This is a genomic window from Bacillus cereus group sp. MYBK30-2, from assembly GCF_051915945.1.
Lineage (GTDB): Bacteria > Bacillota > Bacilli > Bacillales > Bacillaceae_G > Bacillus_A > Bacillus_A paramycoides.
The window spans coordinates 1,432,777-1,457,331 of the sequence record NZ_JBQAFR010000002.1; the positions used below are offsets into that span (position 1 = coordinate 1,432,777).

Genomic DNA, 24,555 nt, shown 5'->3' on the forward strand with positions numbered 1-24,555 from the left:
TTTCGGCTGCGCCTCTTGTTCTAAACGAGCCGCTTCCGCTTTTGATCAAGGGAAACGAGGGAATTGACCGAAGTCCGGACTGCGTTTTTCTTTGAACGCGTCGCGGCCTTCTTTTGCTTCGTCAGTTGTGTAGTACAATAACGTTGCGTCTCCAGCTAGTTGTTGAATACCAGCTAAACCGTCTGTGTCTGCGTTGAATGCAGCTTTTAAGAAACGAAGTGCCATTGGGCTATTTGCTAAAATTTCTTGTGCCCATTGTACTGTTTCTGCTTCAAGTTCTTCTAATGGTACAACTGTGTTTACTAAGCCCATATCAAGCGCTTCTTGTGCGTTGTATTGACGGCATAGGTACCAAATTTCACGTGCTTTCTTATGGCCTACCATACGAGCTAAATAACCAGCTCCGTATCCACCATCAAAGCTACCTACTTTAGGACCTGTTTGTCCGAATACAGCGTTGTCTGCAGCGATTGTTAAGTCACATACGATATGAAGTACGTGTCCACCACCGATTGCATAACCTGCTACCATTGCGATAACTGGTTTAGGGATTGCGCGAATTAGACGTTGTAAGTCTAATACGTTTAAACGTGGGATTTGGTCGTCACCTACATATCCACCATGACCGCGAACTTTTTGGTCGCCGCCAGAACAGAATGCACGTCCACCTTCACCTGTTAAAATGATAACGCCAACATTTGCATCATCACGAGCGTGTGCAAATGCATTGATTAACTCCATTACCGTTTTAGGACGGAATGCGTTATGTACTTCAGGGCGGTTAATCGAAATCTTTGCGATACCATTGTATGTTGAATAAATAATATCTTCGTAATTGCCTTCTTTTACCCATTCAATAGCCATTACTATTACCTCCTTTTATATTTCTGATCTCCTCTATAAGTTCAACTTCCTTCTCGATGAAAAAGTATCACTGCATAGTTTTAAGAAATCCCTTTACTATTGTATCAAACTTTTCCGGTTGTTCCACATGAATTGCATGGCCAGCACCATCAATTTTGACAAATTTCGCGTGTGGGATGCATTTTTCGATGTTTTTTAATAGGCGAAAGAACTTTTCATCGCTTTCTCCATTCAGTAAAAGGACAGGCATTTTTAGGTTTTGTAGCTCGTTCCACCATGAAGGCTGAGCTCCTGTTCCCATGCCGCGAAGACTATTTGCAAGCCCTTTCGGATTGTTAGCAAGTCGTTCTTTCCGCACATCTTCTTTTACGTTTTGGGATAAACGTTTTTGCGTTTCAAACAGCGGAATATTTTCCCACATCGATACAAAACTTTCGATGCCTTCTTGTTCAATTTTATCGGCAAGTCGTTCATCTTTTTCCCGGCGTTCTTTTCGCTCCTCTGCACTTTTGAGCCCAGCTGTACAGTTTTCTAAAAGAAGAGAACGCACATATTCTGGATATAAGCACGCCATCGTAATCGCAAGTCTACCGCCCATTGAATAGCCAAGTATATGTGCTTTTTCAATATGAAGATGATCCAGTAGTTCTTTCATTTGCAGTGCCACATTTTGAATGTCATACTGCGTCACATCTTCAGGACTTTCCGTTTTTCCGTGTCCAACAAGATCTACTAGAATGACTTGAAACTGCTCGCTCCAAGAAGGAATAAAGGAACGCCACGTTTCCATGCTTCCCGTAAAACCATGAAGAAGTAGAAGTGGTTCCCCGCTTCCTACTACCCCATATTCATACGTCACACCTTGCAACGTTACTTTCATTTTGATTCACCTTGCAGAGATGTAGTAATAACGTCCATTGTTTTTGCCCATAATTCACGATGTAATTTCAAGTTTTCTTCGCGATTCGTACAAATTTCTACAACGTGTAATCCTTTTGTTGTCGTTCCCTTTTGTACTTCTTCTCGGAAGTTTTCCCACCCGTTTACACGACTAAATGAACCATCATACATTTTGACAACATGTTCATAATTAAGCCCAATTGGTGTTCCAAATAATGATTCGAAATGTTCCTTTTTCTCGTATTGTGGTAAGAATGAGAAAATACCTCCACCATCATTATTTACAACAACAATCGTTATATTTAACTCATGTAATTTTGCGGCTAATAGTCCGTTTAAATCGTGATAAAATGATAAATCGCCGATTACTAATACGAGCGGATCACAAATAATGCTCGCTCCTAATGCTGTCGAAATGATTCCATCAATACCATTTACACCACGGTTCGCCATTACTTGAATGTTTTTATCCGATGTGAAGAAAAATGAATCCGTATCGCGAATTGGCATACTATTACTTGCAAATAACGTTGCCCCTTCTGGTAATACGCGTACAATATCCGTAATTACTTTCCCTTCAAATGCAGTTTCATATGTTTCCATCTCACGAAGCGTTTCCTTCGTTTTCTCGTTTATATGTTTCCACATTCCGAACCAATCATTCTTTTTCATAACTGGCATTTTCTCTATTAATGCTTTACAAAAATCGTTATCGCTTGCACATACTACTTCAGTCGCAACAAGAGCTGGATCTCTCCATTGCCCTGATTCATCTACAACGATATGAACCGCTGTCGTTTGTTTCTTTATGAACTGCGTTAACGCTTTAGAAACAGGCATACCGCCGAAGCGAATAATCACATCTGGCTTCCATGATTCTTTTAACAATTCATTTCGTAAAAATGTATCGTAACAATCAATAACCATCGTTTTATCATGATGCCCGCTACGAATATTAGAAAGTGGATCTGCTAAAATTGGATACCCTGTTTTCTCAGCAAGTTTCGTAACAACCGCTGTAATTTCCGGATGACTATCATCTCCACAAATAATAAGCCCCTTTTCCATATTTGAAAGGCGCCCTACAAGAGAATTCACATATTCACTCGGCATCGTCACATTCCCTTGCTGAACTACTCCTGTATATTCACCACGACCTTTATCCCATAAGTTTTCTAATGAGAAATCTGGGATTAGCGGCTCGCGAAGCGGAAAATTAAGATGAACAGGCCCCTGCGGTGCTAGGAGTGCGCTTGCTATAGCACGCTGGGTCGTCATACGAGCGTAATGATACATCGTTTCGCTCGCCTCCGGAAGTGCCATCTCCATAAATTGCTTCACAAAAGTACCGTATAAATTAAATTGATTCATCGCCTGTGGTGCACCCACATCTCTTAATTCATGTGGTCTATCCGCTGTTAATACAATAAGCGGCACTCGTGAATGAAAAGCTTCACATACAGCTGGATAATAGTTCGCTGCTGCCGTTCCTGACGTACATAATAGCGCAACGGGACGTTTTTTTGCTTTCGCAATACCGAGCGCAAAAAATCCCGCTGATCTTTCGTCTACATGTAAATATGTTTTCATTCCTTCATGTTGTTCCATTAGTAAGGCAATCGGCGTTGACCGTGAGCCTGGACTAATGACAACATCACATACATTTAGACGCGTCAGTTCATCCACGAACGCGCCTAAATAATATGATAATGCTTCTATATGATTGTTCATTTCATTAATTCCTCCAAAGCACCAAGCATCGGTCTAAACTTCAAACTTGTTTCTTCATATTCAAGCTGTGCTACTGAATCAATTACAATACCACAGCCGGCAAATAAGGATGCTTTCTCGCCATTTAATAATCCGCAACGCAACGCAACCGCAAATTCACCATTTCCTTCATCATCTATCCAGCCAATTGGTGCACCATACAATCCTCTATCTAAAACCTCTATATCACGGATTAACTTCAACGCCTCATGACGAGGTGTACCACCAAGAGCTGGCGTTGGGTGCAATTCTTCTACCATCGTTAAAAGACTTGAGTCACCTTTTGCTTCCACAGGTGTATATAAATGGATTAAGTTTTTCGTCGTTAATAAGCCTGGGCTCTCCGGAATATTAACAGATTCGCAATGCTCGCTTAGTACACCCCGAATCATGTTAACTACATAGCCGTGTTCTGCCAAATTCTTTTCATCATGAAGAAGCGTCTCACCATTTTGTTTACTTTCTTCTATAGAACTACCATGACCAATTGAACCAGCAAGGCACATTGATGTAAACTTCTCGCCTTCTTTTCGAATCAATCGCTCAGGTGTGGCCCCTAAGAAGCATGCTCCTTTATAATCAAAAGAAAATACGTAACAATCCGGTTGCCCAATGCGAAGCGCTTCTAAAACAAGAGAGGAATCAATATGCTGATCCATCGTTAATTTTAGCTCCCTTGCTAATACAACCTTCTGCACGTTCCCTTGCTTCATCTCATCTTGCACTTTTCCAATCGCATTCATCCAGCCCTTCGGATCAACTTCTACTTTAGAAGTAACTGTTAGTTGTTCTCCTTCTAGTGCACATTTACTCTCTTGTAAAATTCTCTCTTCTAAAGAAATAATTTCGTTATAAAGAGTTTCTGCACAATCTTCAGCTGAAACAAACTTATTAATCGTTAACCACGCTTTTTCATTTTTTACAGTTAATAAAAATGCTGGTAGTAAAAATGTTGTATCTTTAAATTCCTTCCAAAGGTCCGTTTTCTCTTTTTCTTGGTCAAATGAAAATCCGCCAAATAAAAGAGGTCCTGTTCCAAATTCGTATTCTTCTCTTTGAACAATCGCTTTTTCCTGCAATTGATGCCACTCATCACGAGCACTTTGAAAGCGTTCGTGAGAAGAATTTGCTATAGTGAAAACAGAGCCAATTCCAGCCAATATTACATGCTGAGCTGGGTCTGCAAAATAACATCTATTTTCGAATGCAATCCTTTTTCCTGCTGCATAAAACAGAAGTGGATCCACCCAATCTATTTGTTTTACAAAACTAACCAATGTTTTTTCATCAGTCGCACGCTTAATAGCTGTAACAAGAACTTCTTGTAAGCCTTTTTGTTTCGTTTGAATCACAATTGTCTCCCCCCTATGGGCGAAAAATAGTCATAATTACGCTTGATTTTAAGATACACCTCAAAGGAAAGGCCTGTCAACGTTTAGCATTTCTGAGAAATTCACCTTCTCTTCCTAGAAAATAAACGTTGACACTAAATGATGCTTTTTCTACACTTAATTGTGTACAATATGTGACCAAGGAGGATTCAACATGGAAATGAACGTCGAAACGAATTCCTCTCCTACGGCGCCAAAGCCAAGTAAACAAACAGGCTGGCGCATTTGGTGGAGTTTATTACGTCCCCATACATTAACAGCAGCTTTCGTTCCTGTTTTCATCGGAACAGCTTATGCAATGCAGGTCGGAGGTATAAATCAAATACATCTTCCTCTATTCTTTATGATGCTTCTTGCTTGCCTTCTCATTCAAGCAGCAACGAACATGTTTAATGAATACTTTGATTATAAAAGAGGATTAGATCATGAAGGTTCAGTTGGAATTGGCGGCGCTATCGTCCGCGATGGCATTAAACCAAAAACCGTGCTTAACTTAGCATTCGGATTTTTTGGTATCGCAATACTATTAGGTGTTTATATTTGTATGAACTCTAGCTGGTGGCTTGCCGTGATTGGTCTTGTTTGTATGGCCGTTGCTTACCTTTACACAGGCGGCCCAATTCCAATTGCATATACACCATTTGGAGAGCTAACAGCAGGATTATTTATGGGTGTCATTATTATCGGTATTTCATTCTTTATCCAAACAGGAGCAGTAACATCAGAAGTAGTTTTACTATCTATTCCAAGCTCCATTTTAATCGGTGCAATTTTACTATCTAACAACATCCGTGATTTAGATGGTGATAAAGAAAATGGTCGTAAAACATTGGCGATTCTCGTTGGACGCGAAAGAGCAGTTGGTGTTCTTGCTTCTATGTTTATCGTTTCCTACATTTGGACAATTGCTTTAATTATCGTTAACATCGTATCACCATGGATGCTTATCGTATTCTTAAGTGCACCAAAAGCATTTAAAGCGACAAAGGGCTTTATCGGCAAAAGCATTCCAATGGAAATGGTACCTGCTATGATTGCAACAGCAAAAACAAACACTATCTTCGGTCTCCTAATGGGAATCGGATTATTACTTGGATATTTCCTATAAGAAGGAGCTGCTTAGGCGGCTCCTTTTTCATATATCAGCGATTTTTCTAATATATCGACCGCAACTCCAAATATATCGGCGATTTTTCAGTTATATCGACCTCTCGCCAAATCACGGCACTGAAATTCATCTCATAATTCCTCTCGCCAACGCTCATACTACATAAAGAAACTGAATTGTAGGAGGGTGGACGACTATGTTAACTCCACAACAAATAAATCAATTTAAATCCATTTTAGAAAAACAACAGCAAGAAGTTGAACAAACAATACAAACCCATGAGAATACAGACCGCGCTTCTGAACGTGATTCAGTGGGAGAATTATCTGCTTATGACAACCATCCTGGTGATATGGCTACAGAATTGTACGAACGTGAGAAAGATTTCGGTCTCATCGAATTTTGGCATAAACAGTTAGAAGATACGAAACATGCCCTGCAAAAAATTGAAGCTGGTACGTACGGAATTTGTGAAGTATCTGGTGAAGAAATTCCGTTCGAAAGATTAGAAGCAATGCCGACTGCTACAACGTGTATTCAGCACACTACAAATAAATTAGATATGAGGGCGCGCCCAGTTGAAGAAGAAGTGTTGGCTCCTTCGTTTCACAAACACGACGAAGATCGCTCTGTTGAATACGATGCTGAAGATGCATGGCAAGATGTTGCAAACTACGGGACGTCAGAAACACCGTCTGATTTAGAAAGACAGGATTCAAAAAACTTTAATGGAATGTACGTAAATAGTGAAGAGAATGTTGGCTATGTAGAGGATTTCGAAAACTTTATCGGAACAGATATGTATGGAAAAAACCCGCAAGTTTTCGCAACAGAGGAACATGAAGAATATGAACAAATGCTTGATGACTTTGAAGAACGCACCTTTAAAGGTGACTTATCTTCAGATGAGTCTGGTTCTAAAGCATAAAAAAAGCATTCCGAAGTTCGGAATGCTTTCTTTTCGCTAGCTAATTAGTTTTTTGTAACGTTAGCTGCTTGTGGTCCGCGGTTGCCTTCAACGATTTCGAAAGAAACTTCTTGACCTTCTTCTAAAGTTTTGAAGCCTTCGCCTTGGATTGCTGAGAAATGTACGAATACGTCTTCTCCGCCTTCAACTTCGATGAAGCCAAAACCTTTTTCGCCGTTAAACCATTTAACTTTACCTGTTTGCATGTCATGTACCTCCTAAATAAAAATGAAACTATGAATCCACATGAAAAGGTGGATATAAAGGACATGAATGTATAACAAGCTTACAGCCTTTAATTCAACGTGCTTTATTTCCGTACCACATTATGTAGCTCAATAGTGACTTCACTATATCACGCTCAATCCAATACGTCAAATGAGAACACTTTCATCCCATCGTTTTTTATAATCCTAGTATAACCTTAAGTTTTCATTCTATTTTTATTCAAAAATTTACAAAAATACAGTATTCTAATTCCTTTGATTTCTATACAATATAATTACTACATATTATGAGGTGAAAAAATGCAAGCACATGAAATCGAGTATAAATTATATGGCGATGATATGCAGTTCGTTGAAATTGAATTAGACCCAGAAGAAAGCGTTATCGCTGAAGCCGGTGCAATGATGATGATGGAAGATCATATCGAAATGGAAACGATCTTCGGTGATGGTTCCGGACCATCTGGTGGTCTATTCGGCAAATTAATGGGCGCTGGTAAACGTCTCGTTACAGGGGAAAGCATGTTTATGACTGTATTTACAAATACGGGCCATGGCAAACGACACGTATCATTCGCCGCTCCTTATCCAGGAAAGATTGTTCCAGTTGATTTAACAGAATATCAAGGAAAAGTAGTCTGCCAAAAAGATGCATTTCTTTGTGCGGCAAAAGGTGTTTCGATCGGAATCGAGTTTACAAAAAAAATAGGCACTGGCTTCTTCGGTGGTGAAGGTTTCATCATGCAGAAACTTGAAGGTGATGGACTTGCTTTCATGCACGCAGGCGGAACAGTATATAAGCGTGAATTAAAACCTGGTGAAAAACTTCGCATTGATACAGGTTGTCTCGTTGCAATGACAAAAGACGTTAACTATGATGTTGAATTCGTTGGAAAAGTAAAAACAGCTCTATTTGGCGGCGAAGGTTTATTCTTCGCAACGTTAGAAGGGCCTGGAACGGTTTGGATCCAGTCCTTAACACTTAGCCGCTTAGCAGCACGCCTTACAAGCCCAGCAGCTCAAAACAGCGGTGAAGGCAGCGTTTTAGGCGGACTTGGTCGCTTGTTAGATGGAAAAGAGTAAAAAGTAGCGCCCTTATAGGGCGCTTTTTACTTAGGCGGACTATACAAACCATTTTGAATCATATAATATTCCATCACTTCATTAAGCCATACCTCTTCTTCCTCTATATAAGGAGCGGGCATCATCTTATTATATTGTTCTTCTACATCCTCTATTTTTTACTTAAAGAATACATCGTCTCTTCTCCGACATACTTAAGAATTTCCTTCATATGCTGATTGACAAGGTTTTGGACTTCTGTATCATCAACCGGTTTTCCAAAAGAATGAATCAAGTCCCTCACTCATATATTGAACTATACCTTTTCTTAAGGAGGGCTTGCTTGATGCGTACTCCTTTATCCTTTGATAAAGATACTGCCATATTGTTAGCATCTTGCTGCGATCTAACGTATGAACAATATAAACACAACGGGATTTTTGAAATACCTGATGGATTCCAATATGTACAAGGCTTTCAAGGAAAAGCGATTCAAAAGACGGATTGGTTTGGGTTCATATTAGAATCTGAGGATACGATTATTGTAGCTTTTAGGGGCACACAAACAGATACAGATTGGATTATCGATTCACTCGTCAACCAAAGGCCATACCCCTATGCTTTAAATAGCGGAAATGTCCATAATGGCTTTCTTTCAATTTATGAATCTTGCCGGGATTCCATTATGGATATGCTCGTATCATTACCAGCCCATAAGAAACTTCTTGCAACAGGCCATAGCTTAGGGGGAGCACTCGCTACATTACACATACTAGATGCACGTATAAATACTGCCTTCGCACAATACGGTCTTTATACATTCGCCTCTCCAAAAGTTGGAGATATTGCCTTTCGAAATTATTATAAATTGCAAGTAGCTAGTAGCTTTCGCTTTGTCAATTTATTCGATGTCATTCCTCTTCTCCCTCCGCGAAATGTCCATTTTAATGAACAAGACTGGGAATATGCACACGTTCATCACAACATGACATTTACGAAGAACACAAAATCTATTACGAATAATCATTCCATTACAACATACAAAACATGTCTGACTTCTCATTTTTAACCAGTAAACAATTGGAAATTAAATATTTGTAGACTATAATAATATATGAATTTACTTTCGGATGAGGGGACCTTACATGCTAAAATTTTTCTTTGCACTTTTTCTCATGATAATTTTTTCGTTTACAGGTTTCTTTACATTTTCATACTTTGCGACAGAGGAATATGGCGGAACAGGTATAATATATACCGCTATCCCATTTCTTTCTTAAACAAAATAAGTAAAACGAGCTTAAGTCTCCTTAAGCTCGTTTTACTTTTCTAAGCAATTATATTCCTGTTTTAACAGTTAATAAACGTAAGCCCCTTCAAACGGAGCTTTCATCTAAAAAAGTTTAACAGTATTACCAATACCCCAAATTTCATTGCTGTACTGCAAAATTGTTCGATCACTTGCAAAATGCCCAGATTGTGCAATATTTAAAATCGACATTTCTAACCATTTCGTCCTATTTTCATAGGCTCTACCGACAGCTTCTTGTCTATCAGCATATGGACTAAAATCTCGAAGAACGAAGTATTCATCATTTTGAATAACGAGGGAATCGTAAATTGCTTCAAATTCAGCCCCAGCATGTGCAAAGAAACCATTCGTTAACTGATCTACTACTTTTTTAATGTGCATATTGTGGTGATAATAGTCACCTGCACGATATCCACCATTTTGATAGTAATGAAGCACTTCTTCCGCTGTTAAGCCGAAAATGAAACAGGCTTCATCACCGACCCGGTCTTTTATTTCAATATTAGCCCCGTCTAACGTTCCGAGTGTAATTGCACCATTCATCATGAATTTCATATTCCCTGTTCCTGATGCTTCCTTACTTGCAGTTGAGATTTGTTCGCTCACATCCGCTGCCGGGAATATATCTTCCGCTAAAGAAACTCGGTAGTTTTCTAGAAAGATAACTTTCATATATTGACTTACGTATGGATCATTATTTACTTTTCTTGCAAGTTCATTTATTAATTTAATAATTTTCTTCGCATAATAATAGCCAGGTGATGCTTTCGCTCCAAAAATAAAAGTGCGCGGGTAAAATGAAAAACTAGTATCCTCTTTTAAACGGTTATACAAGTATAAAATATGAAGAACATTTAATAATTGTCGTTTATAGGCATGTAACCTTTTCACTTGCACATCAAAAATAGAATTTGGATCAATATGAATCCCCATTTTATTTTGAATGCGCTCCGCTAAAATGACCTTACGCTCTTGTTTTACCCCTGCAAGCTTTTCTTGAAAACTAGCATCTTGATGAAAAGCTTGTAACGCTTGCAGTTTAATTGGCCGCTTCTTCCACTCTTCTCCAATCGCTTCCGAAATAAGATTCGTCAGCTGCGGATTCGCCTTCATTAGCCAGCGCCTATGAGCAATTCCATTCGTTTTATTATTAAACTTATCTGGATAAAATTCATAAAACAATCGCATTTCACGCTGCTTTAAAATTTCCGTATGAATTTTCGCTACACCATTTACACTATGACTTCCGACAATTGCCAAATGAGCCATTTTCACAAGGTCATGCGCAATAATTGCCATGTTCTCAATGCGATTCCAATCGTATGAATAACGTTCCCAAAGCTCACGACAGAAACGTTCATTAATCTCTTCAATAATCATATAAATTCTCGGTAATAACGGTTTGAAAATGTGAATTGGCCATTTCTCAAGCGCTTCTGATAACGTCGTATGATTCGTATAGGAAATCGTCTGCGTTGTGATGTTCCAAGCTTCTTCCCATGCTAGTTTTTCCTCATCTAATAAAATACGCATAAGTTCCGGAATAGCTAGAACTGGATGTGTATCGTTAATATGAATCGCAATTTTTTCATGTAACTGACGAAGACTACCATGTCGCTCCCTATGCATACGAACGATGTTTTGCAAACTTGCTGATACGAGGAAATACTGTTGTTTCAAACGAAGTATTTTCCCCTCATCATGCGTATCATCTGGATATAAAAACTCCGATACTGCCTCTGTTTCACGCTTATATTTCAAAATATCTTTACAATTTTGCGGGAAAGGAACTGGCTCTGCATTCCAAAGTCTAAGCGTATTTACAGTACTCGTTTCATAGCCTACAACTGGAACGTCGTATGGTACTGCCATAATAACTTCTGCGTTTGTATGCCGGAACTCTAAACGTCCATCAATTTCTAGTGGTTCAACGTTTCCAAAATAGCTTACTTCTACAGCTTGATCATACCTTCTTACTTCCCAAACGTTTTCATGAAGAAGCCACTGTTCTGGAAATTCCACTTGGTAGCCATCAACAATTTTTTGATCAAACAAGCCATGTTTATAACGAATACCACAGCCATGTCCTGGCAAGTTTAAAGAAGCGAGCGAGTCGAGGAAGCAGGCTGCTAAACGTCCAAGTCCACCATTACCAAGGCCAGCATCTGCTTCAATCTCTTCTAACTCTTGCAAAGAAATTCCAAGTTCAGAAAGTCCCTTTTCACACACATCTCGAATGCCTAAATTTAATATGTTACTTCCAAGCAAACGCCCAAGTAAAAACTCAATGGATAAGTAATACATTTGCTTTTGATCTCCAGACCGATAACTTTCATTCGTTGCAATCCATTGACTATTCATGTACTCACGAACCATATGACCGAGCGTATTATACTGATCACGAGTTGTAGAATCTTTGAAACTTTTCCCATACATCGTCTCTAGTTTTTCTAGAAAAGCTGATTTGAAGCATTCAACATGAGTAAACATTTTTTCACCACCTAAATGTTATTCCATGAGACTCTTATACAATTCCTTATATGCAAGAGCTGATTTTCCCCAGCTATAGTCCTCAGTCATCGCTTGCTTTACAAGTTGCTCCCATACCGGTTTATCTTGATAAAACTCAATTGCACGAAGAATCGTATGTAACATGTCATGTGCATTAAAATTCGTAAAGCTGAAGCCATTCCCAGCTCCAGTTTCTTCATCGTAAGAATGTACAGTATCATTTAGTCCGCCTGTTTCTCTTACAATTGGAATTGTGCCATATGCTAGTGCAATAAGTTGTCCAAGTCCACACGGTTCAAAAAGCGATGGCATTAAAAACAAATCACTTCCCGCATACACTTGATGCGCAAGCTCCTCATTAAATCCAATATACACCTTCACCTTCTCAGGATACTCATATGCCATCCATTCAAAGAACTGCTCGTATTCTGAATCACCCGATCCTAAAATAATACATTGTACATCTTCTTCCATTATTTCACGGAATACAGTACGTACTAAATCCAGACCTTTTTGCTTCGTTAACCTTGTTACCATTGAAATAATTGGTGTATCTTCTTTTTCTGGTAAACCAAAATAACGCTGCAATGCGCGTTTATTTTCATTCTTCTCGTATAATGAATCTGCACTATACTGAGCTGTAATATACGAATCCGTTTCTGGATTATATACGCTCGTATCAATTCCATTTACAATGCCGCTAAGCTTATCATTATATTTTCGAAGTAATCCATCTAACTTCTCACCGAAAAACTCATATTGAATTTCTTCTTTATATGTCGGGCTAACCGCTGTAATTTTGTCAGATGCGATAATACCGCCTTTCATAAAGTTCACATTTCCATAAAACTCTAACTGTTCACTATGAAAATATTCATGGCCAAGCTCTAACAAGTCATACATCACTTCAGGAGGAAATACTCCTTGGAACTGCAAGTTATGAATCGTATATACCGTTTTAATACGCTCATATAACGGGTTATCTTGATACTTTTCACGAAGTAAGAAATTAACCATAGCCGTATGCCAATCATGGCTATGAAGAACGTCCACTTCAAAATCAAGATGCGGAATACACTCTAAAACTGCTTTTGAGAAATAAGAAAAACGCTCCCCATCATCATAATGACCGTACAGGGAATCTCTCTTAAAATAATATTCATTATCTATTAAGTAATACGTGATTCCGTCCTGCTCACCTTTTAAAATCCCGCAATATTGGTTTCTCCACCCAAGAGGAATATTAATTACTTTATGAAGCGTACATCCTTCTCTTAGCTCTTTCGGGATAAGACTATAGTTCGGAAGTATAATGCGAACATTCACTCCTAATTTTTTTAGTTCTTTCGGGAGCGCTCCTGCTACATCAGCTAAACCTCCTGATTTAATAAACGGTACACATTCTGATACTGCAAATAAAATATTCACCTGTTGTCCCACTGCGCGAAAAGCGTATACATCATAAATCGCTCTCCTTACAGCTTCCTCCCTTCAAGTTTTCATGTAAATTGAAACTTTAATCAGTGGAGATTTTCTTCATCCTCCCCACTGATTATTCACCCGCTATTTACGAATAACTATTGATTGTACTATTTTGAACACTACCCTTTTCTACAACATATGGCTTATCAGCAGTTCCTTTTAAAACTACACCGTCGCCAAGTTTCACATCTTTATCAATAATAACACCATCTATTATACAATTATCTCCAATTTGGCTCTTTTGCATAATAATGCTATTACGAACAATTGAACCTTTTCCAATTTTAACAGAACGGGAAACCACACTATTTTCTACTTCCCCTTCAATAATACTGCCGTTTGCAATCATTGTGTTTTTCACGACTGCACCCTTTAAGTAACGAGTTGGCGGCTCATCTTTTACTTTCGTAAAGATCGGTGCTTCTTTCTTAAATAATTGCTTCCAAATAACAGGTTGCAAAATTTCTAAGCTATGTTTATAGTAACTTTCAATCGAGTCAATAATAGCTACATATCCTGTATGCTCATACGTAGCAATATGCAGTGATTTTCCCCGCTTTTCTCTCACTACATCGAATAAACTATATTGCTCCACATCTTTATATGTCTCAAATAAATCTAACAACAATTGTTTTTTTAACACGTATGTTTGAAGCGAAACCCCTTCATGGCAAACTTCTGTAATATCAGCTGCCGTATGTATATGTCGCTCTAACACCGCTTGAAAATTTAATGCTGTTACGAGATGGCTATTCGTAATAACAACGTACTCTTCTCTGCTTCTTAGAAAATAATCAATATGTCTTCTAAAATGCGCAAAAGACCCAAACTCATCTTGGTCACATTGGCAATTTGGCGGGAATAAAAACAGTCCGTCTCTTTTTCTATCTAAATCCCACTGTTTTCCTGAACCGACATGGTCCATTAGCGAACGGTTTTTATGACTTGTAAAAACTGCCACACTATGAATATTAGAATTCACCATATTTGAAAGCATGAAATCAATGAGTCGATAACGGCCCCCAAACGGTAACGCCGCTAGTGAACGATGCCCTGTTACTTTCTTTAAGGAAGGAAAACTTCCCGTTGCATTAATAATTCCTAACATTTTTTCTCCCATTCATTTCATCCCCCTTTTCTATTTCCCTTCAGCAATTAGTACTACATCGTCAACATTTTTTTCTGGACGAATTATTGTTCCATCTTCAATAACCATTTCCGATCCAACGATCGCTCTTTCGATCACAACATTTTTACCAATCTTTGCCCCCGGCATAACGACAGAATCAATTACCATACTACCTTCTTCTACCGTTACTCCTTGGAATAATACAGAATGCTTCACGTCCCCTTCAATGACACACCCTTCATTAATAAGCGATTCTTCTACTTTTGCCTGTTCTGCAATATATTGAGGTGGCTCATTTGGATTGACAGAATAAATACGCCAATTGCGATCATTCAAGTTCAACGATGTTTCATCGCGAAGTAAATCCATATTCGCTTCCCATAAGCTTTTTACCGTTCCAACATCTTTCCAATATCCTTCAAACGGATACGCCATCAACTTCTTCCCTTCATCTAATAAAAGCGGAAGTACATCTTTTCCGAAATCATTACTAGATTCAGGATTTCTTGCATCCATCTCTAAATATTCTTTTAAAATAGCCCAGTTAAAAATATAAATTCCCATTGATGCAAGATTACTTCTTGGAAATTGCGGTTTCTCCTCAAATTCAACAATTTCCATCTCTTCATTTGTATTCATAATACCGAAACGACTTGCTTCATCCCAAGGCACTTCAATAACAGAAATCGAAACGTCCGCTTCTTTCTCAATATGGTAATCTAACATTTTGCTGTAATCCATTTTATAAATATGGTCACCTGATAAAATAAGGACATATTCTGGTTCATACTGGCTTAAATAGTTTAAGTTTTGATAAATGGCACTTGCCGTACCTGTATACCACTTCACACCTGAAGACTCCGCATAAGGAGGTAAAACTGTGACCCCACCGTTTACACGGTCTAAATCCCAAGCGTTTCCGATTCCAATATAATTATGAAGTTCTAGCGGTTGATATTGTGTTAAAATCCCAACCGTTTCAATACCGGAGTTCGCACAGTTACTTAACGTAAAATCAATAATGCGATATTTACCACCAAATGGAACAGCTGGCTTGGCTAAATTTTTTGTCAATGCACTTAAACGACTACCTTTTCCCCCTGCTAGTAACATTGCTACGCACTTTTGTTTTTGAGCCATCTTGTTTTTTGCTCCCCTTTCTCGTCTTCACTGGTCGTAATATGGATACGCCAAATGGTGGAATTGTAATTTCTACATGTGCTGCTTGATTATGGTACGGCTCTAGAATCGTCTTGAGACGTTTCTTATTGACTTGCCCCGAACCGCCATATTGTGCAGCGTCACTGTTTAAAACTTCGTTATAATACTCGAAATCTGGTACACCTACTTTATAGTTTTCATATGTAGCTTTCGTAAAATTACATACGACAACTAACGCATCTTCTTGCTTATCCCCTTGGCGGATAAACGAGAAAATACTTTGCTCATTATTATTAGCATCAATCCACTGAAATCCTTCAGGTGAATGATCAAGCTGCCAAAGTGGTTTTGAGCGCTTATACAATGCTATGAGCTCTTTAAAGTAATCATGCATATAACGATGCATTTCAAAATCATGTAAATTCCAATCTAACTCTTCAAGGTCTTTCCACTCATCAAATTGCCCGAATTCTCCACCCATAAAGAGTAATTTCTTACCTGGATGAGTAAAGAAATATCCATATAATAAACGAAGTTGGGCGAACTTATCCCAGTAATCTCCCGGCATTTTATTTAATAACGACTTTTTCCCATGAACGACTTCATCATGAGAAAGCGGTAATATGAAGTTTTCAGAGTAAGCATATAGTAAAGAGAATGTCATTTTCTCATGAATGTATTTCCGGTACTCGGGTGCACATTCCATATATTTCAGCACGTCATTCATCCAGCCCATATTCCATTTGTAATTGAATCCAAGTCCACCCTCGTATGTTGGAGCTGTTACAAGTGGCCAAGCTGTTGAATCTTCTGCTGTCATAAGAAAGTCTTCATCTTCTGCAAACACAGCTTCATTTAACTCTCGTAAGAAAGAAACAGCGTGTTCATTGCTTTGCTCTTTTCCTTCTTTATTCCAGTACAGCATATTCGCAACTGCATCTACCCTGAAACCATCAATATGGAAATACTTCATCCAAAATAACGCATTTGAAATTAAGAAATTCCGTACTTCCCTCTTTCCTAAATCAAAATTAACAGTTCCCCATACCCGGTTTTCTTGTACATCTATATCTTTATATTCATAAGTCGGTGTCCCATCAAATAAATATAAACCGTGAGCATCTTTACAAAAATGCCCCGGCACCCAATCTAAAATGACACCGATTCCATATTTATGACATTCGTCGACAAAATACATCAAATCATGTGGCGTGCCGAATCTACTTGTTGCTGCATAATATCCCGTTCCTTGATATCCCCAAGAACGATCATATGGATGCTCAACAAGCGGCATAATTTCAATATGTGTAAATTGATGTTCCACCACATACGGAATGAGTTCCTCGGCCATTTCCCTGTAAGAATACAGGTCTCCATCTTCTTTCTTTTTCCAAGAACCGAAATGTAATTCGTAAACTGTCATCGCTTCTTTATAAATCGATTTTTTCTTTCTCTTACGGACCCAGTTTTTATCATTCCATTCATATCCCTCTATATCAAAAACTACAGATGCCGTATTTGGTCTTACTTCTGCATATACTGCATAAGGATCCGCTTTTAAAATAACGTCACCGTCCATCGTTTCAATCGCATACTTGTATATTTCCTTCTCTTCAATATGCGGTACAAACAAGGACCAAATCCCCTCTTCTGTCACTTGTAGCATCTTATGTTGCTCATAATCCCATTCATTAAAATCTCCAACAACACTCATTGCTTTAGCATGAGGAGCCCATACTGTAAATCGTACACCTCGCATCCCATCTTCCGTCACAATATGTGCCCCAAAGATGTTATAACTGTCATAGTACTTTTCTGTATGAAACTCATCTCGTTTCACTTCTTCACACTTTATTACATCCAATATGCTCACCTCACTAAGATGACAGAAATTTTTAACACTTTATCATTTCTGCGAAAAACTGAAATATCCTTGTTATTTTTTAAAAAATATACGTTTTTTTCTTGAAAATGTTGAATTTCTTTCATATTTCTATATAAAATATCGAATTTTGACGAATATTCATTGCAAACGCTTCATTTCTCCTCACTATTTCTCACCATTCTTTATTGCTCAATATTTATTTTATTGATTTCTCTCCGTTTTTCACGCTATTTTCCATGTAAAATACCAACAAATTAATCTGCCATAAAATAATATTTCTCAACATTTTTTGTCACAAATTTTATTGAAATGAAAAATTCATAAGCATATACTTGTTCTCAATAAAGAACTACAAACCTTTGTAACTACAATTCATTAGTTGAAGGAAACATTACGCCTGAAGCATTCGTAAACGAACGTGGATATTTAGATGAAAAATTCGATTATACGAAACTTGGTGCAAAAGTATATGCTACTGATGCTTATCGCCATAAATACGAAAGTAAATTAGACAAATATGGCTTCTTCAGCATAAACGGACTTCCTGTAAATAAAGTGAAACTTTAATCAGTGGGGGTTTTGTTCATCCCCCACTGATTATTAGTTGAACCAATCGGGCGTTTACGGGCAGTTGATCTCCCACCTAACTTCCTCGCATTCTCCGAATTTTGAGGTGGGAGTCTTACTGCCCGTTAATGCGGGATAAACGTGACTATAACTTCTATGTAGAAGTGCCAGGTCATTTAACAAGCCGTCTAACAACGAAATTAGGTAGTGAAAAAAAAGATGGTAAATTAATCGGTCAATACGGTTAAAAAGGACTGGCTGTAAAAGACGGTGATCTTAATAATGATGGCATCATCGATGAAAAAGACATTCGCTTCGTTGAAAAGAACTTCTTGAAAAAGGACACGATGCAGCAAAATCACTAACACCGAAAAAATAACACATAAAAGCACTCTATTCGAAAATAGAGTGCTTTTTTCTATAAACGACCCTTCTCCAACAACAGGGGTATATTGGGGATATACAAGGGAAACTGGAAAAGGAATTTATATTCAATTTATATATGATCAGAGGTAGGAAGCAGTTTCCCGCCTCTGATTCATTTAGCAATTATTATAGTACTGGTGCCATTGTTTCTTTTAATACTTTTACAGAATGAGCGAATTTCGCTTTTTCTTCTTCGTTTAATTCAAGCTCTACGATTTCACGTACACCTTCGCGGTTAATAACAGCTGGAACACCTACGTAAGCATCTTTCTCACCGTACTGACCTTCAAGGTATGCAGATACAGTTAATACGCTGTTCTCGTTGCTTAAGATCGCTTTAGTTACACGTAGTAGTGACATACCGATTCCGTAATAAGTTGCGCCTTTACGTTCGATGATATGGTAAGCTGCATCGCGTACATTTTCAAAGATTTTATCTAAATCTTCTTGTTTGTATTGTTCGTTGTTCGCTAAGATTGTTTCCAGCTTTTGTACACCTACAGTAGCGTGGCTCCATACTGGAAGTTCAGTGTCACCGTGCTCACCAACGATGTAAGCATGAACGTTACGTGGATCTACATCTAAGTAGTCACCTAACATGTAGCGGAAACGAGCAGAGTCTAAAGTTGTACCAGAACCGATTACGCGCTCTTTCGGTAAACCAGATTCTTTCCAAGTTACGTAAGTTAAAATATCAACTGGGTTAGTTGCGATTAAGAAGATTCCATCGAATCCGCTATCCATAATACCGCGAACGATTTGTTTAAAGATCTTTGTATTTTTCTCAACTAAGTCTAAACGAGTTTCACCTGGCTTTTGTGGTAATCCAGCAGTGATAACAACTAGATCTGCATCTTTACAATCTGCATAGCTACCGCTCCAAACTTTTGTTGGTGCTGGAGAGAATGGTACCGCATGGCTTAAGTCCATTGCTTCCCCTTCTGCTTTTGCTTCATTAACATCTACAAGTACGAATTCTTCAGCTACACCTTGGTTGATCATTGAGTAAGCGTAACTACAACCTACAGCTCCTGTTCCTACTAATACTACGCGATTGATACCTTTTTTCATGGTATTTTCCCCTCTCTATTGTTCACATCTATTTTTTATTATTGTTTAAGTAATTAATTAAAATACTAATTTAATGTTGTTTAACTTCTTTACATTCATATTGTAGCACGGATTATTGTGAATTACTTCACAAATTATGACCTATTTGTGAACTTTTTCACATAGAGTGTAAAGTGATTAAATCAAGTGTGGAATCAATCTCAATGAAGATGGTTTATAAAGATTGTGAATCGAAATAAATAAGTTTAATTACCAATTTAAAAATGAAAGGTGTTCTTTCTTTTTTCAATATATTGCTTCCTTTCCATATAAATAAACAGCCTGTTAACGCGAAAAGGAGGAAATAAAGTGAAACTTTAATCAGTGGGGGTTTTGTTCATCCCCCACTGATTATTAGCCCGCACCAATCGGGCGTTTACGGGCAGTTGATCTCCCACCTAACTTCCTCGCATTCTCCGAATTTTGAGGTGGGAGTCTTACTGCCCGTTAATGCGGGATAAATTAACATATGCTGTATCACCTCCATTTTAACTATTACTGCATATCAATTTAAAACTATTCATTAAGATTGTTCATTCTTTTCTAACACCAAACCATTCAATATAAGTGATAGACTATGCAAAGCTTTAGACAACTGTGCTTCGGCATCGCTTTCATTTTCATGTCATTCCAAACCGAGCGATCAAAGATCCGGTTTGCCGCATGGTTGATTGCGGCGATCCTGACCGTCCGACTGATGGTTATTCTTGGTGTAACGGCATTGCTTGACGTATCGGGGCTTACGGATACGCTTATAGATTCGATTGCCATCGTAATCTATGTCGCCCTCATCATACTAGGCACAAGAATGAAGAAAAAGCAGTACGATGGTCAGCAACTACAGTAACAGAGATGTCCGAGTTGTCTTCTAACTCTGTAAGAGGGTAAACCCCATGCCCATCAAGTTAAAATCTTATACCACTCCCAGAACGAAAATTTTGTGCATTTTGCTCGTATTTATTGTTTGGGGATAAATCGTTCTTTAAGCTTGATGGCGATTTGGTGCTATCCCTAAAACATCTAGACTATAATAGCCAACTAAAAAAATGAAAACAAAACGACCTTTAATCAGTCGTTTTGTTTTCATTTCCTTTTTCTAAAACCACAGAAAAGATAAGTACTATAGTTAACACCATAATAAACCTTACTTCACTTCCATCACTTACAAAAAATGAATACAAAGTATAAATTAAAATTAATATTCCATAAATAATTTTGTGCAATGAACTCCCCCCCTTTTTGCCGTATATATTTTAGTGTAAAAATTTAATTCAAGCCCTATATCAAAATGAAAATAAAAAGCACCTGTGATATATACAAAGTACTTTTCTCTTGTCAATTTATCTATTTTCACTATATTTATCTATTTTCTTTTTATAACTCAAACTTCTTCGAATCGTACTTTTAATAATCTCCTGTACTTAAAAGAGTGCACTGTTAATACTGTTTTAATCATTTTGTACTGCCTTCCTTTTGTTTGATTACTTGTATCATAAAACAAGTATCTGAAGTTGATATGTAGTCTATCTAGAGTGTATGTAAATTTAAAAAATCTCTAATAAAATGTTTATGTTGTAACGTTACCACCAAAACTATTGCTCCAAACACCATGATTTGAAAAGACAGTACCCCATGTTCTAGCCTTAATTCCTGCTACAGTTCTATATTAAGTAAAACTAGTTGATCCCTATAATATAAAAAGAGCACCACTTTTTGGATGCTCTTCGTTATAACTATATATTATTTAATTTTCTTCTTTTGTTGGCACATTTTTTCCTTCTTGAGAGTCTGTACCTTCTGTTCTTTCAACAGTTGTTGCAAATTCAGGTTTTGAGTCTGTGCCTTCCTTTATTGGTAAAATTTTTCCTTTTTGAGAATCCGTACCTTCTGTTCTTTCAACAGTTGTTGTATATTCTGATTTTTCAGGGTCTCCCATTTCAAATACAGGTTTTGAGTCTGTACCTTCTGTTCTTTCAATTGTTTCGCTATATTTTGCTTTTGCTACTTTTTGATCTGATTTTACATCTTCTGCACCTACTGCACCACCCGCTAATAATCCTGTACTTAAAAGTGTTCCTGCTAATAATGTTTTAAACATTTTTCATTACCTCCTTGTTTTGGAATACATTTAGCATAAGACAAGAATCTATAGTTGATATGGACTGTGTCTGGAGATTATGTAAAGAAAAATAGATGGTCGCTTGGTGTGTAGGCAAGAACATATTATTAAAATCAATTTTGAATTAAGGCCATAATAGGCCCCACCACATCGTTATCAACTTAAGAAATTAAATGTTCCCCAAAACGAAAAAAATGAACTGAATTCTCATGGACACCTATGAAAAGATGAAATTTTCGTTTTGGGGGCACTTCAAAATGTTAGCTTGATGGGTATGTGGTGTTAGCCCTATTTTAAGAAAATATCTATAAATACTCTTAGAGGTTTCTATAATGACCTTTTCATACTCCACCGCTCTCTCCTTTCTATTAGTTAGACGATTGAAATAGAAAAAAGTATACAAAAATCCATAAAAAAAGCAGACTATTCAAAGTCTACTTTTACATAACAAAAAAGAGATAGCAGATTATGCTATCTCTTTTAGTATGACCCGTACGGGATTCGAACCCGTGTTACCGCCGTGAAAGGGCGGTGTCTTAACCACTTGACCAACGGGCCAGTTCTGGCAGAGAAGAAGGGATTCGAACCCTCGCACCGCGTTCGCGATCTACTCCCTTAGCAGGGGAGCCCCTTGAGCCACTTGGGTACTTCTCTATAATATGGCTCCGCAGGTAGGACTCGAACCTACGACCGATCGGTTAACAGCCGATAGCTCTACCACTGAGCTACTGCGGAATATTATGGTGGGCCTAAATGGACTCGAACCATCGACCTCACGCTTATCAGGCGTGCGCTCTAACCAGCTGAGCTATAGGCCCATAATAGATAAGCGGGTGAAGAGAATCGAACTCTCGACCAGAGCTTGGAAGGCTCTTGTTTTACCACTAAACTACACCCGCATTAAATTGAAAATGGTGAGCCATGAAGGATTCGAACCTTCGACCCTCTGATTAAAAGTCAGATGCTCTACCAACTGAGCTAATGGCTCATTTTGAAAGTGGTGCCGGCTAGAGGACTTGAACCCCCAACCTACTGATTACAAGTCAGTTGCTCTACCAATTGAGCTAAGCCGGCTTGCGTTTTTCAAAATGGTGGCTCGGGACGGAATCGAACCGCCGACACGAGGATTTTCAGTCCTCTGCTCTACCGACTGAGCTACCGAGCCTTTATGTAAAAATGGCGGTCCCGACCGGGGTCGAACCGGCGATCTCCTGCGTGACAGGCAGGCATGTTAACCACTACACCACGGGACCATTTGGTTGCGGGGACAGGATTTGAACCTGCGACCTTCGGGTTATGAGCCCGACGAGCTACCGTACTGCTCCACCCCGCGATGATATAATATTTAATTTAGAAAAAATGGAGGAGGTAGAGGGATTCGAACCCCCGCGCGACTCTCGCCGCCTGTCGGTTTTCAAGACCGATCCCTTCAGCCGAACTTGGGTATACCTCCGAGATATAAACTTTGAGTGGTGGACCTTGTAGGACTCGAACCTACGACCGGACGGTTATGAGCCGTCTGCTCTAACCAGCTGAGCTAAAGGTCCTTTATGGTAGCGGCGGAGGGGATCGAACCCCCGACCTCACGGGTATGAACCGTACGCTCTAGCCAGCTGAGCTACACCGCCATAAAGATATTCAAGTAAGTGGAGCCTAGCGGGATCGAACCGCTGACCTCCTGCGTGCAAGGCAGGCGCTCTCCCAGCTGAGCTAAGGCCCCATGTTTTTGAAATATCGGGAAGACAGGATTTGAACCTGCGACCCCCTGGTCCCAAACCAGGTGCTCTACCAAGCTGAGCCACTTCCCGTTAATAAAAGCGCGCCCGAGAGGAGTCGAACCCCTAACCTCTTGATCCGTAGTCAAACGCTCTATCCAATTGAGCTACGGGCGCATATGGTGCCGAGGGCGGGGGTCGAACCCGCACGGTGGTCACCCACCGCAGGATTTTAAGTCCTGTGCGTCTGCCTGTTCCGCCACCCCGGCATGTCATATTGAAAATTGGAGCGGAAGACGGGATTCGAACCCGCGACCCCAACCTTGGCAAGGTTGTATTCTACCACTGAACTACTTCCGCAAGACATGTTATGAGTTATTTTATTAAAAGTGCGGGTGAAGGGAGTCGAACCCCCACGCCAAAGGCGCCAGATCCTAAGTCTGGTGCGTCTGCCAATTCCGCCACACCCGCATATTATAATTTTTAAAGAAAAAATGGGGCGACTGATGGGAATCGAACCCACGAATGCCGGAGCCACAATCCGGTGCGTTAACCACTTCGCCACAACCGCCATAGTTGCTGGTGCCGACTAGAGGACTTGAACCCCCAACCTACTGATTACAAGTCAGTTGCTCTACCAATTGAGCTAAGTCGGCTAGAATGGTGGAGGATGACGGGATCGAACCGCCGACCCCCTGCTTGTAAGGCAGGTGCTCTCCCAGCTGAGCTAATCCTCCATTTGCCTGGCAACGTCCTACTCTCACAGGGACAAGGTCCCAACTACCATCGGCGCTAGAGAGCTTAACTTCCGTGTTCGGTATGGGAACGGGTGTGGCCTCTCTGCCATCA

17 protein-coding genes, 22 tRNA genes, 1 rRNA gene and 4 pseudogenes are annotated in these 24,555 nt (G+C 39.1%); 6 read left to right on the forward strand and 38 right to left on the reverse strand.

Annotation, left to right across the window (positions count from 1 at the left end; all coding sequences use genetic code 11):
• Window positions 1–45: 45 nt before the first annotated feature.
• From menB to ACTFQM_RS19120, 4 genes are all read right to left on the reverse strand, one after another.
• Window positions 46–864, reverse strand: a complete 819-nt coding sequence (menB, locus tag ACTFQM_RS19105; protein WP_016079909.1) for a 1,4-dihydroxy-2-naphthoyl-CoA synthase — start codon at window positions 862–864, stop codon at window positions 46–48.
• 67 nt (window positions 865–931) lie between these two features.
• Entirely contained in the window at window positions 932–1,744 is an 813-nt protein-coding gene (menH, locus tag ACTFQM_RS19110) for a 2-succinyl-6-hydroxy-2,4-cyclohexadiene-1-carboxylate synthase (protein ID WP_440035732.1), read from the reverse strand.
• Window positions 1,741–3,495: a 2-succinyl-5-enolpyruvyl-6-hydroxy-3-cyclohexene-1-carboxylic-acid synthase gene (menD, locus tag ACTFQM_RS19115; RefSeq protein WP_098474942.1), complete on the reverse strand. Its 1,755-nt coding sequence runs from the start codon at window positions 3,493–3,495 to the stop codon at window positions 1,741–1,743. The genes menH and menD overlap by 4 nt, the downstream gene beginning before the upstream one ends.
• Window positions 3,492–4,886, reverse strand: a complete 1,395-nt coding sequence (locus ACTFQM_RS19120) for an isochorismate synthase (RefSeq protein WP_440035734.1) — start codon at window positions 4,884–4,886, stop codon at window positions 3,492–3,494. Before ACTFQM_RS19120 ends, menD begins: the two co-directional genes overlap by 4 nt.
• A 193-nt stretch (window positions 4,887–5,079) precedes the next feature.
• Here ACTFQM_RS19120 and ACTFQM_RS19125 point away from each other — a divergent pair, with 193 nt between their 5' ends.
• Together ACTFQM_RS19125 and ACTFQM_RS19130 are read left to right on the forward strand one after the other, a co-directional pair.
• Window positions 5,080–6,033 carry a 1,4-dihydroxy-2-naphthoate polyprenyltransferase gene (locus tag ACTFQM_RS19125; RefSeq protein WP_440035736.1) on the forward strand — a complete coding sequence of 318 codons (954 nt, stop codon included), beginning with the start codon at window positions 5,080–5,082 and terminating at the stop codon, window positions 6,031–6,033.
• Between the two features lie 196 nt (window positions 6,034–6,229).
• Window positions 6,230–6,961 carry a yteA family sporulation protein gene (locus tag ACTFQM_RS19130; RefSeq protein ID WP_440035738.1) on the forward strand — a complete coding sequence of 244 codons (732 nt, stop codon included), beginning with the start codon at window positions 6,230–6,232 and terminating at the stop codon, window positions 6,959–6,961.
• A 44-nt stretch (window positions 6,962–7,005) separates the two neighbouring features.
• Here the strand turns inward: ACTFQM_RS19130 and cspD are convergent, their stop codons facing one another.
• Entirely contained in the window at window positions 7,006–7,206 is a 201-nt protein-coding gene (gene cspD, locus ACTFQM_RS19135; RefSeq protein WP_001193053.1) for a cold-shock protein CspD, read from the reverse strand.
• A gap of 321 nt (window positions 7,207–7,527) precedes the next feature.
• On the opposite strand from cspD, the gene ACTFQM_RS19140 reads away from it, so the two are divergent.
• Complete coding sequence (locus tag ACTFQM_RS19140; RefSeq protein ID WP_440035741.1) at window positions 7,528–8,310, forward strand: TIGR00266 family protein; 783 nt, start codon at window positions 7,528–7,530, stop codon at window positions 8,308–8,310.
• A 26-nt stretch (window positions 8,311–8,336) separates the two neighbouring features.
• Here ACTFQM_RS19140 and ACTFQM_RS19145 read toward each other — a convergent pair.
• Window positions 8,337–8,554 (reverse strand): annotated as a pseudogene (locus ACTFQM_RS19145) (hypothetical protein); the annotation flags it as partial.
• Window positions 8,555–8,635: 81 nt separating this feature from the next.
• Here ACTFQM_RS19145 and ACTFQM_RS19150 point away from each other — a divergent pair.
• On the forward strand, window positions 8,636–9,358 hold the full coding sequence (locus ACTFQM_RS19150; protein WP_002173972.1) for a lipase family protein: 723 nt from the start codon (window positions 8,636–8,638) through the stop codon (window positions 9,356–9,358).
• A 324-nt stretch (window positions 9,359–9,682) separates the two neighbouring features.
• Here ACTFQM_RS19150 and glgP read toward each other — a convergent pair whose 3' ends face one another.
• From glgP to glgB, 5 genes are all read right to left on the reverse strand, one after another.
• Entirely contained in the window at window positions 9,683–12,091 is a 2,409-nt protein-coding gene (gene glgP, locus ACTFQM_RS19155; RefSeq protein WP_440035744.1) for a glycogen phosphorylase, read from the reverse strand.
• Window positions 12,092–12,109: 18 nt separating this feature from the next.
• Window positions 12,110–13,540 carry a glycogen synthase GlgA gene (glgA, locus tag ACTFQM_RS19160; RefSeq protein ID WP_440035745.1) on the reverse strand — a complete coding sequence of 477 codons (1,431 nt, stop codon included), beginning with the start codon at window positions 13,538–13,540 and terminating at the stop codon, window positions 12,110–12,112.
• Window positions 13,541–13,679: 139 nt separating this feature from the next.
• Window positions 13,680–14,714, reverse strand: coding sequence for a glucose-1-phosphate adenylyltransferase subunit GlgD (glgD, locus tag ACTFQM_RS19165; RefSeq protein WP_071718200.1), 1,035 nt, complete (start codon window positions 14,712–14,714; stop codon window positions 13,680–13,682).
• Window positions 14,715–14,732: 18 nt separating this feature from the next.
• On the reverse strand, window positions 14,733–15,863 hold the full coding sequence (glgC, locus tag ACTFQM_RS19170; RefSeq protein ID WP_002173977.1) for a glucose-1-phosphate adenylyltransferase: 1,131 nt from the start codon (window positions 15,861–15,863) through the stop codon (window positions 14,733–14,735).
• Complete coding sequence (glgB, locus tag ACTFQM_RS19175) at window positions 15,811–17,748, reverse strand: 1,4-alpha-glucan branching protein GlgB (RefSeq protein WP_002173978.1); 1,938 nt, start codon at window positions 17,746–17,748, stop codon at window positions 15,811–15,813. The genes glgC and glgB overlap by 53 nt, the downstream gene beginning before the upstream one ends.
• A 387-nt stretch (window positions 17,749–18,135) precedes the next feature.
• Between glgB and ACTFQM_RS19180 the strand changes: the two are divergent.
• Window positions 18,136–18,701 (forward strand): annotated as a pseudogene (locus ACTFQM_RS19180) (hypothetical protein); the annotation flags it as partial.
• A 187-nt stretch (window positions 18,702–18,888) separates the two neighbouring features.
• Here ACTFQM_RS19180 and ACTFQM_RS19185 read toward each other — a convergent pair.
• Both ACTFQM_RS19185 and ACTFQM_RS19190 read right to left on the reverse strand, forming a co-directional pair.
• Entirely contained in the window at window positions 18,889–19,833 is a 945-nt protein-coding gene (locus ACTFQM_RS19185; protein WP_002173979.1) for an L-lactate dehydrogenase, read from the reverse strand.
• 562 nt (window positions 19,834–20,395) lie between these two features.
• Window positions 20,396–20,491 (reverse strand): annotated as a pseudogene (locus ACTFQM_RS19190) (TetR/AcrR family transcriptional regulator); the annotation flags it as partial.
• Between ACTFQM_RS19190 and ACTFQM_RS19195 the strand changes: the two are divergent.
• A pseudogene (locus ACTFQM_RS19195) lies at window positions 20,468–20,719 on the forward strand (hypothetical protein); the annotation flags it as partial. The pseudogenes ACTFQM_RS19190 and ACTFQM_RS19195 overlap by 24 nt on opposite strands.
• Window positions 20,720–20,936: 217 nt before the next feature.
• Here the strand turns inward: ACTFQM_RS19195 and ACTFQM_RS19200 are convergent.
• The 25 genes from ACTFQM_RS19200 to rrf form a co-directional block, all read right to left on the reverse strand.
• Window positions 20,937–21,095, reverse strand: a complete 159-nt coding sequence (locus ACTFQM_RS19200) for a hypothetical protein (protein WP_440035747.1) — start codon at window positions 21,093–21,095, stop codon at window positions 20,937–20,939.
• A gap of 521 nt (window positions 21,096–21,616) precedes the next feature.
• Entirely contained in the window at window positions 21,617–21,970 is a 354-nt protein-coding gene (locus ACTFQM_RS19205; RefSeq protein WP_440035748.1) for a hypothetical protein, read from the reverse strand.
• A gap of 507 nt (window positions 21,971–22,477) precedes the next feature.
• Window positions 22,478–22,549 (reverse strand) — tRNA-Glu (locus ACTFQM_RS19210).
• A gap of 5 nt (window positions 22,550–22,554) precedes the next feature.
• Window positions 22,555–22,645, reverse strand: a tRNA-Ser gene (locus ACTFQM_RS19215).
• Window positions 22,646–22,651: 6 nt separating this feature from the next.
• Window positions 22,652–22,726, reverse strand: a tRNA-Asn gene (locus ACTFQM_RS19220).
• Window positions 22,727–22,732: 6 nt separating this feature from the next.
• Window positions 22,733–22,809 (reverse strand) — tRNA-Ile (locus ACTFQM_RS19225).
• 10 nt (window positions 22,810–22,819) lie between these two features.
• A tRNA-Gly gene (locus ACTFQM_RS19230) sits at window positions 22,820–22,890 on the reverse strand.
• Between the two features lie 13 nt (window positions 22,891–22,903).
• A tRNA-Lys gene (locus ACTFQM_RS19235) sits at window positions 22,904–22,979 on the reverse strand.
• A 10-nt stretch (window positions 22,980–22,989) separates the two neighbouring features.
• Window positions 22,990–23,065: transfer RNA gene (locus ACTFQM_RS19240), tRNA-Thr, on the reverse strand.
• Window positions 23,066–23,080: 15 nt separating this feature from the next.
• A tRNA-Phe gene (locus tag ACTFQM_RS19245) sits at window positions 23,081–23,156 on the reverse strand.
• A gap of 12 nt (window positions 23,157–23,168) precedes the next feature.
• A tRNA-Asp gene (locus tag ACTFQM_RS19250) sits at window positions 23,169–23,244 on the reverse strand.
• A gap of 3 nt (window positions 23,245–23,247) precedes the next feature.
• Window positions 23,248–23,324, reverse strand: a tRNA-Met gene (locus ACTFQM_RS19255).
• 27 nt (window positions 23,325–23,351) lie between these two features.
• A tRNA-Ser gene (locus tag ACTFQM_RS19260) sits at window positions 23,352–23,444 on the reverse strand.
• 17 nt (window positions 23,445–23,461) lie between these two features.
• A tRNA-Ile gene (locus ACTFQM_RS19265) sits at window positions 23,462–23,538 on the reverse strand.
• 4 nt (window positions 23,539–23,542) lie between these two features.
• Window positions 23,543–23,619, reverse strand: a tRNA-Met gene (locus tag ACTFQM_RS19270).
• A gap of 19 nt (window positions 23,620–23,638) precedes the next feature.
• Window positions 23,639–23,711: transfer RNA gene (locus ACTFQM_RS19275), tRNA-Ala, on the reverse strand.
• A 14-nt stretch (window positions 23,712–23,725) separates the two neighbouring features.
• Window positions 23,726–23,799 (reverse strand) — tRNA-Pro (locus tag ACTFQM_RS19280).
• Between the two features lie 10 nt (window positions 23,800–23,809).
• Window positions 23,810–23,883 (reverse strand) — tRNA-Arg (locus ACTFQM_RS19285).
• Window positions 23,884–23,886: 3 nt separating this feature from the next.
• Window positions 23,887–23,975: transfer RNA gene (locus tag ACTFQM_RS19290), tRNA-Leu, on the reverse strand.
• Window positions 23,976–23,991: 16 nt separating this feature from the next.
• Window positions 23,992–24,066: transfer RNA gene (locus tag ACTFQM_RS19295), tRNA-Gly, on the reverse strand.
• 30 nt (window positions 24,067–24,096) lie between these two features.
• Window positions 24,097–24,177 (reverse strand) — tRNA-Leu (locus ACTFQM_RS19300).
• A 24-nt stretch (window positions 24,178–24,201) separates the two neighbouring features.
• A tRNA-His gene (locus ACTFQM_RS19305) sits at window positions 24,202–24,277 on the reverse strand.
• 9 nt (window positions 24,278–24,286) lie between these two features.
• Window positions 24,287–24,362 (reverse strand) — tRNA-Thr (locus ACTFQM_RS19310).
• Between the two features lie 5 nt (window positions 24,363–24,367).
• Window positions 24,368–24,443: transfer RNA gene (locus ACTFQM_RS19315), tRNA-Val, on the reverse strand.
• Between the two features lie 4 nt (window positions 24,444–24,447).
• A 5S ribosomal RNA gene (rrf, locus tag ACTFQM_RS19320) occupies window positions 24,448–24,555 on the reverse strand; the annotation flags it as partial.